Source organism: Streptomyces sp. NPDC059564 (assembly GCF_042735575.1).
Lineage (GTDB): Bacteria > Actinomycetota > Actinomycetes > Streptomycetales > Streptomycetaceae > Streptomyces.
In genome coordinates, this window is sequence record NZ_JBHWBP010000216.1 from 1 (window position 1) to 12,964 (window position 12,964).

10 protein-coding genes are annotated in these 12,964 nt (G+C 74.9%); 6 read left to right on the forward strand and 4 right to left on the reverse strand.

What is annotated here, in order from left to right:
- The first annotated feature begins 177 nt into the window (after positions 1-177).
- Positions 178-1,170 carry a DNA-3-methyladenine glycosylase family protein gene (locus ACFV0Q_RS28235; RefSeq protein ID WP_385009178.1) on the forward strand — a complete coding sequence of 331 codons (993 nt, stop codon included), beginning with the start codon at positions 178-180 and terminating at the stop codon, positions 1,168-1,170.
- Positions 1,171-1,186: 16 nt separating this feature from the next.
- On the opposite strand, the gene ACFV0Q_RS28240 is transcribed toward ACFV0Q_RS28235, so the two are convergent.
- Genes ACFV0Q_RS28240 through ACFV0Q_RS28250 form a run of 3 tightly spaced genes read right to left on the reverse strand, consistent with a single transcriptional unit; the run spans position 1,187 to position 3,991 of the window.
- Positions 1,187-2,482 (reverse strand): coenzyme F420-0:L-glutamate ligase, encoded by a 1,296-nt coding sequence (locus tag ACFV0Q_RS28240; RefSeq protein ID WP_385009179.1) that lies wholly within the window; start codon positions 2,480-2,482, stop codon positions 1,187-1,189.
- Complete coding sequence (gene cofD, locus ACFV0Q_RS28245; RefSeq protein WP_385009180.1) at positions 2,479-3,438, reverse strand: 2-phospho-L-lactate transferase; 960 nt, start codon at positions 3,436-3,438, stop codon at positions 2,479-2,481. The genes ACFV0Q_RS28240 and cofD overlap by 4 nt, the downstream gene beginning before the upstream one ends.
- A gap of 13 nt (positions 3,439-3,451) precedes the next feature.
- Positions 3,452-3,991: a cysteine dioxygenase gene (locus tag ACFV0Q_RS28250; RefSeq protein WP_385009181.1), complete on the reverse strand. Its 540-nt coding sequence runs from the start codon at positions 3,989-3,991 to the stop codon at positions 3,452-3,454.
- Between the two features lie 641 nt (positions 3,992-4,632).
- Here ACFV0Q_RS28250 and ACFV0Q_RS28255 point away from each other — a divergent pair.
- From ACFV0Q_RS28255 to ACFV0Q_RS28265, 3 genes are all read left to right on the forward strand, one after another.
- Complete coding sequence (locus ACFV0Q_RS28255; RefSeq protein ID WP_003983763.1) at positions 4,633-4,896, forward strand: WhiB family transcriptional regulator; 264 nt, start codon at positions 4,633-4,635, stop codon at positions 4,894-4,896.
- A gap of 250 nt (positions 4,897-5,146) precedes the next feature.
- A complete protein-coding gene (locus ACFV0Q_RS28260) occupies positions 5,147-8,764 on the forward strand; it encodes a glycosyltransferase (RefSeq protein ID WP_385009182.1) in 3,618 nt (1,205 codons plus the stop codon).
- Positions 8,761-10,239: a DUF5719 family protein gene (locus ACFV0Q_RS28265; protein WP_385009183.1), complete on the forward strand. Its 1,479-nt coding sequence runs from the start codon at positions 8,761-8,763 to the stop codon at positions 10,237-10,239. The genes ACFV0Q_RS28260 and ACFV0Q_RS28265 overlap by 4 nt, the downstream gene beginning before the upstream one ends.
- A 57-nt stretch (positions 10,240-10,296) precedes the next feature.
- Here ACFV0Q_RS28265 and ACFV0Q_RS28270 read toward each other — a convergent pair whose 3' ends face one another.
- Entirely contained in the window at positions 10,297-10,773 is a 477-nt protein-coding gene (locus ACFV0Q_RS28270) for a metallopeptidase family protein (protein WP_385009184.1), read from the reverse strand.
- A 216-nt stretch (positions 10,774-10,989) separates the two neighbouring features.
- On the opposite strand from ACFV0Q_RS28270, the gene ACFV0Q_RS28275 reads away from it, so the two are divergent.
- Together ACFV0Q_RS28275 and ACFV0Q_RS28280 are read left to right on the forward strand one after the other, a co-directional pair.
- A complete protein-coding gene (locus ACFV0Q_RS28275) occupies positions 10,990-11,364 on the forward strand; it encodes a DUF3499 domain-containing protein (RefSeq protein WP_385009185.1) in 375 nt (124 codons plus the stop codon).
- A 78-nt stretch (positions 11,365-11,442) separates the two neighbouring features.
- Positions 11,443-12,813, forward strand: a complete 1,371-nt coding sequence (locus ACFV0Q_RS28280) for a phosphomannomutase/phosphoglucomutase (RefSeq protein WP_385009186.1) — start codon at positions 11,443-11,445, stop codon at positions 12,811-12,813.
- The last annotated feature ends 151 nt before the right edge of the window (positions 12,814-12,964 follow it).

Genomic DNA, 12,964 nt, shown 5'->3' on the forward strand with positions numbered 1-12,964 from the left:
GCGCCCCCCCGCCGGCCCCCCCCCCCCCGGGCGGGTTGGGGGGGGGGGGGGGGCGCGGCGCCCCCCCCCCCCAGGAAGCGGGTCCGGGCGGCAGCCCGGGGAACGGGCGAAGGGCGGGGCGGGGAGCAGCCACCGCGCAGCGGGCCCCGCCCGTACGCGGCGGGCTACGCTCAAGGCATGGCCGGCCGCTTCGACCCCCTCACCCGCACCGCCGTCCGCGGCGGCCGCACCGACGTCCCCCGGGGCACGGGAACGGCCACCCCCGGAGCGGAACACCGCCGCTGGACCCCCGACGGCCCCGTCGACCTGGGCCTCACCCTCGGCCCCCTCCGCCGCGGCCCCGCCGACCCCACCTTCCGCACCACCCCCGACGGCTCCGTCTGGCGGGCCACCCGCACCCCCCAGGGCCCCGCCACCCTCCGCGTGTCCCGCGCCGCCGACGGCACGATCGACGCGGAGGCCTGGGGCCCGGGCGCCGACTGGGCGCTGACGCGGCTCCCCCCGCTGCTCGGCGCCGGCGACGACCCCGCCGCCTTCGTCCCCCGCCACCGGCTCCTGCACGCCAGCCACCGCCGCCGCCCCGGCCTGCGCCTCACCCGTACCGGACTGGTCCTCGAATCGCTGATCCCGGTCGTCCTGGAGCAGAAGGTCACCACCGACGAGGCCTACCGCGCCTGGCGCCGCCTCGTGCGCCAGTACGGGGAGCGGGCCCCCGGTCCGCAGGAGCTGTACGTGATGCCGTCCGCCCGCACCTGGGCGCTGATCCCCTCCTGGGACTGGCACAAGGCGGGGGTGGACATGAAGCGGTCGGGGACCATCGTCCGCGCCGCCCGGGTCGCGGCCCGGCTGGAGGAGGCCGCCGCGATGGAGCTGCCGCAGGCCACCGCGCGCCTGGAGGCCGTTCCCGGCATCGGCCCGTGGACCTCCGCCGAGACCCTCCAGCGCAGCAACGGCGCCGCCGACGCCGTCACCACCGGCGACCTCCACCTGCCGGGCATCGTCGGCTACGCCCTCACGGGCGAGCGGGACGCCGACGACGACCGGATGCTGGAGCTGCTCGCCCCGTACGCGGGCCAGCGCCACCGCGCCGCCCGCCTGATCCTCCTGGCGGGGCACACCCCGCCCCGCCGCACGCCCCGCATGCCCAGGGGCGACATCGGCCGCCTCTAGACCCGGCCCGCCGGACCTACCGGACCTCCACGAACTCCTCCGCCGTCCGCGCCGGCCGTTCCCGCGGCGGGCCCGCCGCGTGGCCCACCGCGACCGCCCCCATCGGGTCCCAGTCCTCCGGCAGCCCGAGCACCTTGCGCACCACGTCCCGGCAGAACATCGTCGAGGACACCCATGCCGAGCCGAGCCGCTCCCCGGCCAGCGCGACCAGGAAGTTCTGCACGCCCGCGCCCATCGCGACGACGAACATCTCCCGCTCGGCCGCGTCCCGCCGCGCGTGCCCGTAGTCGTGCGCGCCGTCGGTGACCATGCAGGGCACCACCAGGTACGGGGCCTCGCGCAGCACGTCCCCGCGCCGCACCCGCTTCGCGATGGACTCCTCGGACTTGCCGTCGCGGCGCAGGTCGGCGATCCACGCGTCCCGCATCGCGTCCAGCAGCTCCCGCCGCGCGGCCGCCGACTCCAGCAGCACGAACCGCCACGGCGTCGTGTGGTGCGGCGCCGGGGCCGTCACCGCGGCCGCCACGGCCCGCCGTACCGCGCCCGGGTCCACCGGCTCGCCGGTGAAGGCCCGTACGGTACGCCGCTGCGTGACGGCCTCCCGTACGGCCTCGGAGGTGCCCAGGCGGAACATGTCGTCGGCCGGGTCCCGCACCAGGTCCCGGGCCGACGACCCTTCGCCGCGTACGTGTCCCAGCCCGCGCACGACGGCCACCGGAAGCCCCGTGGCCTTGCCCTTGACGAGGTCGCCGGCCGCGGCCAGCTCGTCGGCGGTGGCGACGACGGTCGCGCTCAGGGGGTTGCCGTGCGCGTCGGTGCCGCCGCGCAGGTCGTCCAGGACCCGCACCCCGGCCGCGCCGATCGCCACGTCGGTCAGCCCGCTGCGCCAGGGCCGCCCGAAGGTGTCGGTGACGATCACGCCGACGTCCACGGACAGCAGCTCCCGCAGCCCCGCCCGGATCCGGGCCGCCGAGGCGTCCGGGTCCTCGGGCAGCAGCAGGACGGTGCCCGGCGCGGTGTTGGAGGCGTCGACCCCGGCGGCGGCCATCACCAGGCCCCGCCGGTCCTGCACGATCCGCAGCGGGCCCCGGCGCGCGACGACCCGTACGGTCTCGGCGTCTATGGCCTCCTCTCGGGAGGCGGCCGTGACGATCCGGCCCTCCGCCTTGGAGACGATCTTCGAGGTGACCAGCAGGACGTCCCCGTCGAGCAGCCCGGGGGAGGCGGCGGCGATCAGCGCCGCCAGGTCGTCGCCGGGCCGGACCTCGGGGATCCCGGCGAGGGCGCGCACCTCGTACGAGGGAACGGTCACCGGGACGCCTCGGCGAGCTCCAGCGCGGCGCGGGCCATGGCGGCGGTGGCCTCCAGGTCGGTCATCATCAGCGGCACCGCCCGGCAGGTGATGCCGGCTGCCTCCACGGGCGCGACGGCGTCCGCGTCGGCGGTGTCCACGAGCCAGCCGTCGAGCAGCCCGGTCCCGTAGTGCAGGGCGACGGCGGCCGCGGTGGCCTCGACGCCGACGGCGGCCAGCACCTTGTCGGCCATGCCGCGCACGGGCGCGCCCCCGACGATCGGGGAGAGCCCGACGACGGGAGCGTCGGCGGCGGCGACGGCTTCGCGGATGCCGGGGACGGCGAGGATGGTGCCGACCGACACGACGGGGTTCGAGGGCGGGAAGAGGATGACGTCGGCGGCGGCGATGGCCTCCAGGACGCCCGGCGCGGGCTTGGCCTGCTCGGCGCCGACGGGCACGACGGCCTCGGCGTCGACGGCCGCGCGCATCCGGACCCAGTACTCCTGGAAGTGGACGACGCGCCGCTCGCCGGACTCGGGGTCGGTGATCGCGACGTGGGTCTCGACGCGGTCGTCGGACATGGGCAGCAGCCGGACGCCGGGCTGCCAGCGGTCGCAGAGGGCTTCGGTGACGGCGCTGAGCGGGTAGCCCGCGCCGAGCATCTGCGTACGGACGATGTGGGTGGCGAAATCGCGGTCGCCGAGGCCGAACCAGGTGGGTCCGACGCCGTAGGCCGCGAGTTCCTCCTTGACGGTGAAGGACTCGTCGGTGCGGCCCCAGCCCTGGTCCTCGTTGATGCCACCGCCGAGGGTGTACATCACCGTGTCCAGATCGGGGCACACCTTCAGCCCGAACAGGTGAATGTCGTCACCGGTGTTGCCGATGACCGTGATGTCCGCGTCGGGGACCGCGGACATGAGTCCGCGCAGGAAACGGGCGCCGCCGATACCGCCGGCCAGAACAACAATGCGCATGCACCGCAGTGTGTCAGGCCGGTACGCGCTCCTCGCGGGCCGGGGAGCAGCTGTGCATGGGCATTTCGGTCAGGCCGGGGAAGTACACGTGCAGGCTGACGGCTCCGTCGAGGGTGTCGTTGACGACCTCGTGGGCGTAGCCGGGGGCGAAGACGCGCTGCGAGCCGGGGCCGAGGGCGAGCGGGCCGCGGGCGCTGTGCTCGGTGAGCTCGCCGTCCAGGACGGTCAGCACGCCGGAGGAGGCGCCGTGGCCGTGGTGGCCGCTGCCCTGGCCGGGGACCCAGCTGAGCAGCCAGACCTCGTAGCCGGGGCCGGTGCGCAGGCGGTGGTACCAGCGGGTGGTGGCGTCGTACTGGACCAGGTGCTCCCAGCCGGCGCGGTCCTCGGCGATGGAGCGGGCGAGGCCGGCGAACTCGGCGACGGTGGCCGGGTGTTCGCGGGCGGGCTGCAGGAGGTGCTGGACGGCGAGGATGTCGCCGGCGATCTGGAGGTCGCTCTCGATCACGGCGTTGGCGGCGGTGGCGGTGGATGCGGCTGCGGAAGCGCTGTTCATCGTGGGGGTGTCCTCGACGGATGTCAGTCGTGCGGGGCGGTTGCTGTGGGGGAGTGGCCGGTGCTCGGACGGAGCCGGGGCTCCGGAGGCATCAACAGCTGCAACAGCAACAGCGAACCTGGGCAGCACGCAGGAACCCACGAATGGGGGTCCAGGTGGCGGCTGCGGGCGCTGACATGCGTACAAGGAGAACGGGGAAAGGGGCGGACTGTCAACCCAATGTCCGGATTGAGGCAAAAGTTTCACCTCATCCGGTTACCGTGCGCGGAGAAAGGTTTGTGCAGTCCGTGCCGGGGGATGTGCCGCTCAGTCCCGCCCGAACCGTCCTCAAACCAGCCGGGCCCACTCGTAACCGGAATGTGATCCGCGCCGCATCTTCGGCCGAATCGCAACCCCACCGCAGAGTGACGCGTAGCTAAAGGGGGAGGGCGGTGACGATGTGACACCCATGCCATGTGTCACGATTTTTGGCGATATGAACACTTTCTGCATACGCTTGGTTCCGCAGAGTGAATAAGGCGCCCAATAGCAGATCTCGGCTTGACTGCGCCGGAGCCACGCACTTGTAATTTCACTCGTGTCGTTACCTGGCGATCAGTAACGGCAACCACGGGGACGCACAGACAGAGCGAGGGGCGCACATGACCGAGCTGTTTCAGGAACTGCTGGTCGAGGAGGCGGACGAGGAGCTCGGATGGCAGGAGCGCGCACTGTGCGCCCAGACCGACCCCGAGTCCTTCTTTCCCGAGAAGGGCGGCTCCACCCGCGAGGCCAAGAAGGTCTGCCTGGCCTGTGAAGTCCGCTCCGAATGCCTTGAGTACGCCCTCGCCAACGACGAGCGATTCGGCATCTGGGGCGGTCTGTCCGAGCGCGAGCGCCGCCGGCTGAAAAAGGCAGCCGTCTGAACCGGCCGCACCGCCGCCACCCGGACACCTACCCCACCGCCCACCCCATACCGAACGCCCGAAGCACCGGCAGTGAGCAGAGCAAACGGTCCGCCTCCCGCACCTTCCCCGCAGGAGGCGGACCGTCGCGTTCACGGCCTTCCCCACACGAGGCGGACCCGCCCCTTCCCAGCCGTTAGGGTGGGGCGCTGTCCAGCAGCCTCCGAGGGCACAACACCCCCGGATCCCCGGCCGGAGGGCCTGTACCGCGATGTCCCTGCACAGCAACTCGACGGCCTCCCACCAGGCAGCCGCCACTCCCGAGTTCCCCCGGCACGTCGTCACCGCGGTCCTCGTCGCCCACGACGGAGCCCGCTGGCTGCCCCAGACGCTCGCCGGTCTCCTCGCCCAGGAACGCCCCGCGCAGAGCCACGTCGCCGCCGACACCGGCAGCGCCGACGACTCCGCGCGCCTGCTCACCGAAGCCTTCGGCGACGACCGGGTCCTGCACCTGGCCCGCCGCACCGGCTTCGGCGCCGCCGTCGACGAGGCCGTCCGCACCGCGGGCGTCCTGACCCCCGAGGAACTCCCGTACCTCAAGCGCCCCAGCGGCTGGGACCCCCTCAGCCGCACCTGGCGCGACGACGCCTACGACCTCCCCGAGCTCCCCCACGGCGACCCCGTCCAGTGGCTCTGGCTGCTCCACGACGACAGCGCCCCCGAACCCGACGCCCTCACCGAGCTGCTCCGCGTCGCCGACGAGAACCCCGACGCCGCCGTCATCGGCCCCAAACTGCGCGGCTGGTACGACAGGAAGCAGCTCCTCGAAGCCGGCGTCACCATCGCCCGCAGCGGCCGCCGCTGGACCGGCCTCGACCGCCGCGAACAGGACCAGGGGCAGCACGACCAGGTCCGCCCCGTCCTGTCCGTCTCCACCGCCGGCATGCTCGTACGACGCGACGTCTACGAGGCCCTCGGCGGCTTCGACCGCCGCCTGCCCCTCATGCGCGACGACGTCGACCTCTGCTGGCGCGCCCACAGCGCCGGCCACACCGTCCTCGTCGCCCCCGACGCCGTCCTGCGCCACGCCGAGGCCGCCGCCCGCGAACGCCGCACCGTCGACTGCGCCGGCCGCTCCGCCGTCGACCCCCACCGCGTCGACAAGGCCGGCGCCGTCTACACGGTGCTCGCCAACTCCTCCGGCCGGGCCCTGCCCTACGTCCTGCTCCGCCTGGTCGTCGGCACGGTGCTGCGCACCCTCGGCTACCTCATCGGCAAGGCCCCGGGCCAGGCCGTCGACGAACTCACCGGCCTCCTCGCCACCCTGCTGCGCCCCGGCAGGATCCTCGCCGCCCGCACGGCCCGCCGCCGGCCCGCCGTCCCCGCCGCCGACCTGCGGCCCCTCTTCCCCCCGCCCGGCGCCACCCTGCGCGCCAACGCCGAACAGCTCGCCGGATACTTCGGCTCCGGCCAGGGCGCCGACACCGTCCCCGCCGGACGGCACGGCGGAGCCGTCGAAACCGGACCCGGCGGCGACGACGCCGACTACCTGGAGATCGAACAGTTCGGCCGGCTCAAGCGGATCGCCCGCAAGCCCGCCCCCGTCCTCTTCGCCCTGCTCCTGCTGGTCTCCCTCGCCGCCTGCCGCGCCCTCCTCATGGGCGGCACCCTCATGGGCGGCGCCCTCCTCCCCGCCCCCGCCGGGGCCCTGGGCCTGTGGCACGGCTACACCGGCGACTGGCAGCCCGTCGGCACCGGCACCACCGCCGGAGCACCCCCCTACCTCGCCGTCCTCGCCGCCTTCGCCACCCCCCTCCTCGGCTCCACCCAGGCCGCCCTGACGCTGCTCCTCGTCTGCTCGGTCCCGCTCGCCGGCCTCACCGCCTACTTCGCCTCCCGGCCGCTGGTCGCCTCCCGGCTGCTGCGCGCCTGGGCCGCCGTCGCCTACGCCTTCCTGCCCGCCGTCACCGGCGCGCTCGCCGGAGGCCGCCTCGGCACCGCCGTCCTCGCCGTGTTCCTGCCGCTCCTGGCCCGCTCCGCCGTCGCCGCCTTCGGCTTCACCGGTGACGAGGCCACCGGATCCTGGCGCGCCGTGTGGACGTACACCCTCCTGCTGACCCTGACCACCGCCTTCACCCCCGTCGTGTGGCCGCTCGCCGCCGTCCTCGGAGCCGGCGCGCTCCTCGCGCGCCGCGCGCGCTGGAAGACGTACGCCCCCCGGCTGCTCGCCACCCTCGCCGTCCCCCTGACCGTCCTCGCGCCCTGGTCGCTCGGCCTGCTCACGCACCCCGGCCGCTTCCTGCGCGAGGCCGGACTGCCCTACGGCAGCGGCTCCGCCACCCCCCTCGGCCTGCTCGGCGCCGACCCCGGCGGCCCCGGCACCAGCGGCACGCTGCTGCTCGCCGGCACCGTCCTCGCCGCGCTCGCCGCCCTGCTCCGCGCCGACCGGCGGTTCGCCATCCGCACCGCCTGGGCCACCGCCCTGACCGCCCTGCTCCTCGCCGTCCTGCTCAACCACGACGGCTGGGCCGGACCCGCCACCCTCGTCTACGGGCTCGCGCTGCTCGCCGCCGCCGTGCTCGGCGCGGACGGCGCCAAGGAACGCGTCGCCGCCCGCAGCTTCGGCTGGCGCCAGCCGCTCGCCGCCCTCGTCGCCCTCGCCGCCGCCGTGGGCCCGCTGCTCCTCGCGGCCGCCTGGACGGCCGCCGGCGCCGACGGGCCCCTCAAGCGGCGCGACCCCGTCCAGGTCCCGGCGTTCGTCGCCGCCCAGTCCGACGACAGCAACCGCACCCGCACCCTGGTCCTCGGCGGCGACTCGCCCGCCACCGTCTCCTACACCCTGGTCCGCGGCTCCGGCGTCCGCCTCGGCGACGCCGAACTCCTCGCCGAGGCAGGCTCCGAACCCCGCCTCGCCAAGGCCGTCTCCAGCCTCGTCTCCGGCTCCGGCGCCGACCAGTCCGAGCAGCTCGGCGCCTTCGCCGTCCGCTACGTGATGATCCCGCCCGGCGGCTCCCTCCCGATGCGGCAGGTCCTCGACGGCACCCCCGGCCTGCGCCAGCGCCACCAGGACGACGGCACCTCCATCTGGGAGGTCCAGCGGCTGCCCGCCCGCGTCGCCATCGTCCCCGGCAAGCAGGGCCAGGCCCCCATCGCCGTCGACGCCGGACCCGTCGAGGCCCACGCCAAGATCCCGGCGGGCGAGGAAGGCCGCACCCTGCGCGTCGCCGACCGGGCCGGCCCCGGCTGGAAGGCCACCCTCGACGGCAAGCCGCTCACCCCGAAGACCGTCGACGGCTGGGCCCAGGGCTTCGCCCTCCCCAAGGACGGCGGCCGCCTCGACCTCGTCCACACCGACTCCCTCGCCCGCGACGCCTGGCACTGGGCGCAGGGCCTCCTCGCCCTGGTCCTGCTCGTGATGGCCCTGCCCGGCCGCCGCGCCCGCCTCGACGACGACCTGCCCGAGGAAGAGGCCCCCGCCCCCGCCGGGTCCGCCGCGGCCGGGTCCGGACAGGGCCGCCGCGCCCGCAGGCTCGCCGCCCCCGCGGCGCCCGAGCCCGAACCGGCCCCCGCCGAAGCCGTCGCCGACCCGTACGCGCAGATCCCGGCGCAGCAGGTCTACGGGGAGGAGTCGTACACCTACCAGGAGCCCTACGCCCCCCACGGCTACGAGCAGCAGCAGCCCTACCAGGGCGGATACGAAGGCCAGTACGCCCAGCCCTCCTACCCGGCCCCCGCCCAGCCCTACCCGGACGCGCAGCAGCCGTACGACCCCCAGCAGCAGCACTTCCCGCAGCAACAGCAGCAGCCGCCCCACCCGTACGAGTACGACCAGCGGTACGACACCTACGGACAGCACGACCCGCGTCCGGACGGGAGCCCCCAGCAGTGAAGCAGCGCGCCCCCCTGACGCTCGCGGCCGTGACGGCGACGCTCGCCGCCGTCTGCGGCCTGGCCTTCCTCACCGCCCCCGCCGCCACCCCGGCCGGCGGCGCCGGCGGGCCGGCCGCCGCCCGGATGCCGGTGGAACGGTCCGTGCTGGTGTGCCCGTCGCCCAGCGCCTCCGACATCGCCGAGACCACGTACACCTCCCTCACCCCCGGCAAGGGCGGCGGCAAGGGCACGGCCCGGCTGCTGACCAAGGAGGGCAAGGCGGTCCTGGAACCGAAGGAGCCCGGCAAGCCCGTCGGGGCCACCGCCTCAGGCGCGGAGGCCCCCGCGCTGACGGGCGCCGCCGACGGGGTCCTCGCCCCCGGCTGGACCGCCCAGCAGACCACCAAGGTCGCCGTCGGCCAGGCCCGCGGCCTGCTCGGCGTGGCCTGCACGGCGCCCGGCACCGACTTCTGGTTCCCGGGCGTCAGCACCGCCAAGGGCCGCCAGGACTACGTCCACCTCACCAACCCCGACGACACCGTCGCCGAGGTCGACATCAAGCTGTACGGCCCGGACGGGCTGATCAAGGGCAAGCCGGGCACCGCCGACACCGTCATCACGGTCGACCCCCGCTCCACCACCAAGGTGCTGCTCTCCTCCCTGGCCCCCGACGCCCAGCTCGCCGACGTCACCGCGCACGTGACCACCGGCTCGGGCCGCGTCGGCGCCTCCGCCCAGATCGGCGAGGACGGCGTCGGCGCCGACTGGCTGCCCGCCTCCACCGGCCCCGCCGGCTCCCTCGTCCTGCCCGGCATCCCCGCCGACGCCACCTCCGTACGGCTGATCGCCTTCGCCCCCGGCGAGGACGACGCCGACCTCCGCCTGAAGCTCGCCGGCCCGACCGGCTCCATCAGCCCGGCCGGCAGCGAACAGGTCCACCTCAAGGCCGGCATGACGGCGACCCTGGACCTCAAGGACGTCACCCGCGGCGAGGCCGGCTCGCTCGTGCTGACCCCCGCCGACCGGAAGAAGGCCGTACCGGTCGTCGCCGCCCTCCGGGTGGTGCGCGGCACCGGCACCAAGCAGGAACTGGGCTTCATCCCCGCGAGCGCCCCGGTCGGGGCGCGGGCCACCGTCACGGACAACCGCACCGACGACAAGGCCACCGCGCTCGCCCTGACCGCCACCGGCTCCGACGCCAAGGTCCGCGTCACCGCCTCGGCGGGCACCGAGGGCGGCGAAGCGGCCGTCAAGGAGGTCACCGTCAAGGCGGGCACCACCCTCACGGTGACCCCGCCGCCCGCCCCCGCCGGCGGCAAGGGCGCCTACGCCCTGACCCTGGAGACCCTCTCCGGCGGCCCCGTCCACGCGGCCCGCACCCTGACGCTGCCGCACGAGGGCATCCCGATGTTCACCGTCCAGACCTTCGCCGACGACCGCTCCACCGTCTCGGTCCCCAAGGCCGTCCAGGACCCGGCGATCCTGATCCGCTAGCCCCGGGCCGGGCACGACGGCCCGTCACGTCCCGCCCGGGGGCCAGGGGTACGGGGCTCAGTCCTGCCCGTACCGGGGGTCCACGGCCTCCGGCGACAGCCCCAGCAGCTCCGCCACCTGCTCGACCACGATCTCGTGCACCAGCAGCGCCCGCTCGTCCCGCGTCTTCGCCCGGATCTCCACCGGCCGCCGGAACACCACCACCCGGGCCGGCCGCCCGTCGCGGGCCTCCACCAGCCCGCCCAGCGGCACCGCCTCGTCGTTCCACCCGCCGTCCGGCCCGCCCGGCGGCCCCGGCACGTCCGCGACCACGAACTCCACCTCGGCGAGCTGCGCCCAGCGCCGCTCCAGCCGCTCCACGGAATCCCGTACCAGGTCGCCGAACAGCTCCGCCCGGCTCGCCGACAGCGGCACCTGCGGCGGCGCCAGCGGCCCCCGCATCCCCCGGCCGTGCCGGTCGCGCCGCCGCGGCCTCGGCTCGTGCGGGGTGTCGGCGGGAGGAGCGGGGCGGGGAGGAAGGGAACTGTCCGTCACCCCCGCAGGGTAGCCCTCACCCCACCGGCGCGAAGGGCCTCGATCCGGTCACGAGCCGGTGTCGCGGCGGTGTCACATCCCGAACGATCCGGCCAAGACCGGGCCCCGGGCGGCCCCGCCGGGCCCCCGCCGCACCCGGCGGCGGAGGCGACACGGGGGGCCGGCCGGGGGGCGAGTCGTCGCGGCCCGGTCAAGAGTGCGGTACCGTCCAACGTCGTGAGCCTTGTACGTCGCTGTTCGCGCACCGCGTGCGGCCGCCCTGCCGTCGCCACACTGACGTACGTCTACGCCGACTCGACCGCAGTTCTCGGCCCGCTCGCCACCTACGCCGAACCCCACTGCTACGACCTGTGCGCCGAGCACTCGGAGCGCCTGACCGCCCCGCGCGGCTGGGACGTCGTACGCCTTTCGGACGGTTCCGGACCCTCCCGCCCCAGCGGTGACGACCTGGAAGCCCTCGCCAACGCGGTCCGTGAGGCGGCCCGTCCGCCGGAGCGCGCCGCCGAGGCGGGAGGCGGCCGGCCGGGCCCCCAGGTGACCGGCGAGACCCGTCGCGGACACCTGCGCGTCCTGCGCTCGCCCGACTCCTGACACCAGGATCGTCTGAAAAGCCGCTCTCCGTACAGGGTAGGTTTGCTCCACCGCACAGAACCTTCAGGAGGGCAGGCAGTGGCCGCAGATCTTTCGAACATCGTCAAGGCTTACGACGTCCGCGGCGTCGTACCGGACGAGTGGGACGAGCCCCTGGCCGAGCTGTTCGGTGCTGCGTTCGTCGAGGTCACCGGCGCGTCGGCGATCGTGATCGGCCACGACATGCGGCCCTCCTCGCCCGGCCTGTCCGCCGCCTTCGCCCGCGGCGCGGCCGCCCGCGGCGTGGACGTCACCCTGATCGGGCTGTGCTCCACCGACCAGCTGTACTACGCCTCGGGCAAGCTGGACCTGCCGGGCGCCATGTTCACGGCGTCCCACAACCCGGCCCAGTACAACGGCATCAAGCTCTGCCGGGCCGGCGCCGCCCCCGTGGGTCAGGACACCGGCCTCGCCACCATCCGCGAGCTCGCCGAGAAGTGGACCGACGAGGGCGCCCCCGCGATCCCCGCCGGCACCGTCCCGGGCACCATCACCGAGCTGGACAGCCTCCCCGGCTACGCCGAGCACCTCAAGGGCCTGGTCGACCTCACCTCGATCCGCCCCCTCAAGGTCGTCGTCGACGCGGGCAACGGCATGGGCGGCCACACCGTCCCCACCGTCTTCGAGGGCCTCCCGCTGGACCTCGTCCCCATGTACTTCGAGCTGGACGGGACCTTCCCGAACCACGAGGCCAACCCCCTCGACCCGAAGAACATCGTCGACCTCCAGGCCCGTGTGATCGCCGAGGGCGCCGACATCGGCCTCGCCTTCGACGGTGACGCCGACCGCTGCTTCGTCGTCGACGAGCGCGGCCAGGGCGTCTCCCCGTCCGCCATCACCGCCCTGGTCGCGGCCCGCGAGCTGGCCCGCAACGGCGGCAAGGGCACCGTCATCCACAACCTGATCACCTCCTGGTCCGTCCCGGAGGTCGTCCGCGAGCACGGCGGCACCCCGGTGCGCACCCGTGTCGGCCACTCCTTCATCAAGGCGGAGATGGCCAGCTCCGGCGCCATCTTCGGCGGCGAGCACTCGGCGCACTACTACTTCAAGGACTTCTGGAACGCGGACACGGGCATGCTCGCCGCGCTCCACGTCCTCGCGGCCCTGGGCGGCCAGCCGGGCACCCTGTCCGACCTGGTCGCCGAGTACGACCGCTACGTCGGCTCCGGCGAGATCAACTCCACCGTCGCCGACCAGGCGGGCCGCACGGCCGCCGTCAAGGCCGCGTACGCCTCCCAGGAGGGCGTGACCTTCGACGAGCTGGACGGCCTCACCGTCTCGGCCGCCGACTGGTGGTTCAACCTCCGCCCCTCGAACACCGAGCCGCTCCTGCGCCTCAACGTAGAGGCCCGCGACGAGGCCACCCTGACCAAGATCCGCGACGAGGTCCTCACCCTGGTCCGCGCCTGACCCAGTCGGCGCTGCGCCGGGCCTGCCCCGCCGCGCTTTGTCGGCGCCGAGGGGCCAAAACCAGCCTCGCCCGGGGGCACCTCCCAGCGGTAGCTGGGGGAGTTTGAGGCGCGGGGGTCCGGGGGCAGAGCCCCCGGCAACGCACCCGCAC

Coding starts and splice junctions, on each gene's coding strand:
- cofD (WP_385009180.1), bottom strand. CDS start 3,438: ATGCGCATTGTTGTTCTGGCCGGCGGTATCGGCGGCGCCCGTTTCCTG.
- ACFV0Q_RS28260 (WP_385009182.1), top strand. CDS start 5,147: ATGTCCCTGCACAGCAACTCGACGGCCTCCCACCAGGCAGCCGCCACT.
- ACFV0Q_RS28235 (WP_385009178.1), top strand. CDS start 178: ATGGCCGGCCGCTTCGACCCCCTCACCCGCACCGCCGTCCGCGGCGGC.
- ACFV0Q_RS28250 (WP_385009181.1), bottom strand. CDS start 3,991: ATGAACAGCGCTTCCGCAGCCGCATCCACCGCCACCGCCGCCAACGCC.
- ACFV0Q_RS28255 (WP_003983763.1), top strand. CDS start 4,633: ATGACCGAGCTGTTTCAGGAACTGCTGGTCGAGGAGGCGGACGAGGAG.